The sequence below is a fragment of the Rhodoplanes elegans genome (assembly GCF_016653355.1).
In the GTDB taxonomy this organism is placed as follows: domain Bacteria; phylum Pseudomonadota; class Alphaproteobacteria; order Rhizobiales; family Xanthobacteraceae; genus Rhodoplanes; species Rhodoplanes elegans.
On the sequence record NZ_NHSK01000317.1, the window covers coordinates 1 to 3,978 of the forward strand.

At 70.0% G+C, this 3,978-nt stretch carries 4 protein-coding genes and 1 pseudogene; 2 read left to right on the plus strand and 3 right to left on the minus strand.

Features of this window, described 5'->3' with window-relative positions; translation table 11 throughout:
- Positions 1-73: 73 nt before the first annotated feature.
- Entirely contained in the window at positions 74-1,084 is a 1,011-nt protein-coding gene (locus CCR97_RS31090) for a bifunctional riboflavin kinase/FAD synthetase (RefSeq protein WP_111359975.1), read from the minus strand.
- Positions 1,085-1,489: 405 nt separating this feature from the next.
- On the opposite strand from CCR97_RS31090, the gene CCR97_RS31095 reads away from it, so the two are divergent.
- Both CCR97_RS31095 and CCR97_RS31100 read left to right on the plus strand, forming a co-directional pair.
- On the plus strand, positions 1,490-1,873 hold the full coding sequence (locus CCR97_RS31095; RefSeq protein WP_111359976.1) for a response regulator: 384 nt from the start codon (positions 1,490-1,492) through the stop codon (positions 1,871-1,873).
- A gap of 90 nt (positions 1,874-1,963) precedes the next feature.
- Positions 1,964-2,608, plus strand: coding sequence for a protein phosphatase CheZ (locus tag CCR97_RS31100; RefSeq protein WP_111359977.1), 645 nt, complete (start codon positions 1,964-1,966; stop codon positions 2,606-2,608).
- A gap of 105 nt (positions 2,609-2,713) precedes the next feature.
- On the opposite strand, the gene CCR97_RS31105 is transcribed toward CCR97_RS31100, so the two are convergent.
- Together CCR97_RS31105 and CCR97_RS31110 are read right to left on the minus strand one after the other, a co-directional pair.
- Positions 2,714-3,583 carry a TIGR01459 family HAD-type hydrolase gene (locus CCR97_RS31105; RefSeq protein WP_111359978.1) on the minus strand — a complete coding sequence of 290 codons (870 nt, stop codon included), beginning with the start codon at positions 3,581-3,583 and terminating at the stop codon, positions 2,714-2,716.
- Between the two features lie 90 nt (positions 3,584-3,673).
- Positions 3,674-3,978, minus strand: a pseudogene (locus CCR97_RS31110) (hypothetical protein); the annotation flags it as partial.

A 3,978-nucleotide genomic window follows, 5' to 3' on the forward strand; every position in this document is an offset into this window, starting at 1 on the left:
TCCGCGCACGGCGCCCGCCCTCCCTCTCCCCGCACGCGGGGAAAGGGAGGGCGGGCGCCGTGCGCGGAGCGCCCTACCCGCGCTTCGTCACCGCCACGTCCGTGAGCTGCGGGAAGGCGTTGCCGGCGCCGGCGAGGATCTGGTGGGCGGCCTTCGAATCCTCGTTCATTCGATCGATCAGGTCCTCGACCGCGCGGAACTTCAGCTCCGGCCGCAGGAACGCGTAGAAGGCGACGTCGATCGTCTTGCCGTAGAGATCGCCCTTGAAGTCGAACAGGAACGCCTCGAGCAGGGTGACGCCGGTGTCGAACATCGGCCGCCGGCCGAAATTGGCGACGCCGTCGTAGCGCTTGCCGTCGACCCCGACCCGCACCGCGTAGACGCCGTGGCGCAGCTTGCAGTTGGGGTCGAGCTTCAGGTTGGCGGTCGGATAGCCGAGGTCGCGGCCGCGGCTGTCGCCGTGCACCACCTCGCCGGACTGGAACCAGGGATAGCCGAGCAGCCGCCAGGCGTGCTCCACCTCGCCGCGCGTCAGCGCGGACCGCACCGCCCCGGACGACACCCGCTCGCCGGCGTCGAGCAGCGGCGGGGCGATGTCGACCGTGAAGCCGAGCCGCTCGCCCTCCTTGCGGAGGAACTCGGTGGTGCCGGCCCGGCCCTTGCCGAACTGGAAGTCGAAGCCGGTGGCAACGCCCGCCACCTTGTGGCGGTCGAGCAGCACCTTCTGGACGAACTCGGCCGGGGTCAGCGCGGCGAGCGCCCTGTCGAAGCCCATCACGATCGCCCCGTCGAGGCCCGTCGCGGCGAGGAGCCGCACCTTCTCGTCGACGCTGGAGAGGCGGAAGTCCGGCGTCTCCGGGTCGAACAGGACGCGCGGATGCGGCTCGAACGTCATGGCGGCGGCGGGCTTGCCGAGCGCGCGGGCGCGCGCCTGCGCGGCCTGGATGACGGCGCGGTGGCCGCGATGGACGCCGTCGAAATTGCCGAGCGCGACGACGGCGCCTTCGAGCCCCTGCGGGGCGGGCCCGTCGAGGCGGTCGCGGATCAGCCGGAACGAGGGCGCGGGAAACGAGATGTCGGTCATGGATGCGGCACGGTCACGGGTTGCGGACGAGCGGAGACGAACGAGCGGGGTGCGGCCGGCGCGAGACGGCGGCGCGGCGGCGGAGAGCGACGACGAGGCCGGAAACGAGGCTGCGGGCCGATTTGGAGGACGCCGGTGTCATGTTCCGAATCTGCGGTTAACGAATCTCGACGACCGCGTCTAAACCACGAGCAAACTTAGGTCTTTTCGTTTGCCACAAATCTGCCGGGGGGCTCGCTCCGCGATCTCCGAGAGCCTCGATTAACCGGATATTCAAAGGGCCCGGCTAACGTCCGAGCAGTGGGGAGAAACCTGGGTGTATCTCGGGCAGTGGGACCTGTCCACATGCCGCACAAGCGACAGGACACTGCGTACTCCCGGTTTGTTGCGTAACGGAGTGAGGACATGGCGATCGACCTTTCGATGCCCGTGCTCGTCGTGGATGACTACAACACGATGATCCGGATCATCCGCAATCTGCTCAAGCAGATCGGTTTCGAGGATATCGACGACGCGGCGGACGGGTCCGCGGCGCTCGGCAAGATGCGCGAGAAGCGTTACGGCCTCGTCATCTCCGACTGGAACATGGAGCCGATGACCGGCTACGAACTCCTCAAGGAGGTTCGCGCCGATCCGAGCCTGTCGAAGACCCCGTTCATCATGGTGACGGCCGAGTCGAAGACCGAGAACGTCATCGCGGCCAAGAAGGCGGGCGTGAACAACTACATCGTCAAGCCCTTCAACGCCCAGACCCTGCAGAGCAAGATCCAGGCGGTGTTCGCCGACTAGCCGTCCGGGCCGCCGTCGCGGCGGCCCCGGGCCAACCGGCCCGGCGCCCCGCCCCCGGCACGCCGCAGCACATCCCAAGGAGAGCTCGCGATGGCGAGGGTCAAGACGCAGCAGCTCGAGAGCCTGATCGAGTGCCTGCACCAGAAGAAGGGCGAGGACGTCTCGCTCGCCGACGTCCTCTCGCTGGCCGAGATCACGGCGAAGTCGCTGCACGTGTTCTTCGAGGCGATGGACACGGCGATCTACCGCGAGATGCACGAGATCGCCGGCTACATCGAGCGGATGCGCGGCGAGATCGGCGCCCTGCGGGTCGACGAGATCAAGCAGGATCGAATCCCGGCCGCCGGCCACGAGCTGAGCGCGATCGTCAAGGCGACCGAAGGCGCGACCAACACGATCATGGAATGCGCCGAGACCCTGATGGCCGCCGACACCAGCGATCCGGCCAAGTTCCAGGCGCTCGTGCAGGACAAGATGCTGGTCATCTTCGAGGCCTGCTCGTTCCAGGACATCACCGGCCAACGCATCGCCAAGGTGATCGAGACGCTGCAGAACATCGAAAGCCGGGTCAGCCGCTTCGCTAGCGTCGTCGGGCCGACCGGAGGCGCCGTGCCCGTCTATGCGAGCGACGAGGAGCGCGCCCGCGCCGAGCGCAAGGAGCGCCTGCTCCTCAACGGGCCGCAGCTCGACGGCTACGCCATCGACCAGAAGGCGGTCGACGACATGTTCAAGTGACCGGTGGCCGCCCCGAGCGGCCTGCCGACACGCACCGACGAACGACCGAAGGCCGGGCATGCCCGGCCTTTCGCGTTTCGGGCGCCGCTGATGACGCCAGTCGGGTCACCACGCCAGACGGCGCGTCACCGCGGCGGGCAGCACGCCGGCCTCGGTGAAGATCGCGGCGAGCGCGCCGTGGTCGACGGTCTCGCGACCGCCGAGCTCCTCGGCGTGGATGCCGGCGGTGACGAACAGGCAGTCGACGCCGAACGCCACCGCGCCCTTGAGATCGGTGCGCACCGAGTCGCCGACCGCCAGGATGCGCCCGTGCGGCACGGCGGCGCCGCGCAGCCGCTCGGCGCAGGCGAGCGCCCGCTCGTAGATCGGCCGGTAGGGCTTGCCCGTGAACATCACGGCGCCACCCAGGCTCTCGTACAGATCCGCGACGGCGCCGGCGCAATAGACCAGCCGGTCGCCGCGCTCCACCACCCGGTCCGGATTGGCGCAGACCATGAACAGGTCGCGCGCCTTCATGGCCGTGGCGAGCGCGCGGTAATCCTCCGGCGTCTCGGTCTCGTCGTCGAACAGGCCGGAGCAGACGGCGTACTGCGCCTCCTCGACCGTGGTGAAGCGCAGCTCCAGTCCGTCGAACATGGAGAAGTCGCGCTCCGGGCCGATATGCAGCACGGGCTGGTCGCGGCGCGCCTCGATCTCGGCGCGGGCGACGTCGCCCGAGGTGACGACGGCGTCATAGGTGTCGCGCGGCACCTTCAGGCCGTCGAGGAAGTCGACCACCACGTCGCCGTCGCGCGGCGCGTTGGTGAGGAGCACGACGTGGCCGCCGCCGGCCCGGAACCGCTGCAGCGCGTCGATGGTCTCGGGAAACGGCGCGATGCCGTTGTGCACGACACCCCACACGTCACAGAACAGGACGTCGTAGCGGTGCGCCAGCGGCGCGAAATGGTCGGTCAGCGTCGGAAACGGGATGCTCATCGTCGTCCGGTCGGTCGGAGGGAGCCGAGGTCCTATCCGATCGCCGTCGCCGCGTCACCCCCGCGGGCGACGACGCCCGCCATGGGCCGATCAGCCGCCCGTCGTCGACTTGCGGGCCATCATGCCGCGGGCGATCTGGGCCAGCACGGTGCCGGGATGGCCGCGCGCAGCCGAGCCGGCACGACGCTCGCCCGGGATGGTCGGCGGCAGCACGGCCGGCGCCGCCGCCACGGGCGGCGGGCTGCCCGACGCGACCAGGGTCGGGACCGACGGGATCACCGGCAGCTCGGCCGGCTTGTCGACCGCGGCCGCGCCTGCGGCCGGTGCGGCGGGCGTGAGCGTGGCGATGGGGAGGGCCCCGCCCATCGACAAAGCGCCCGGCGACAGGGACACGG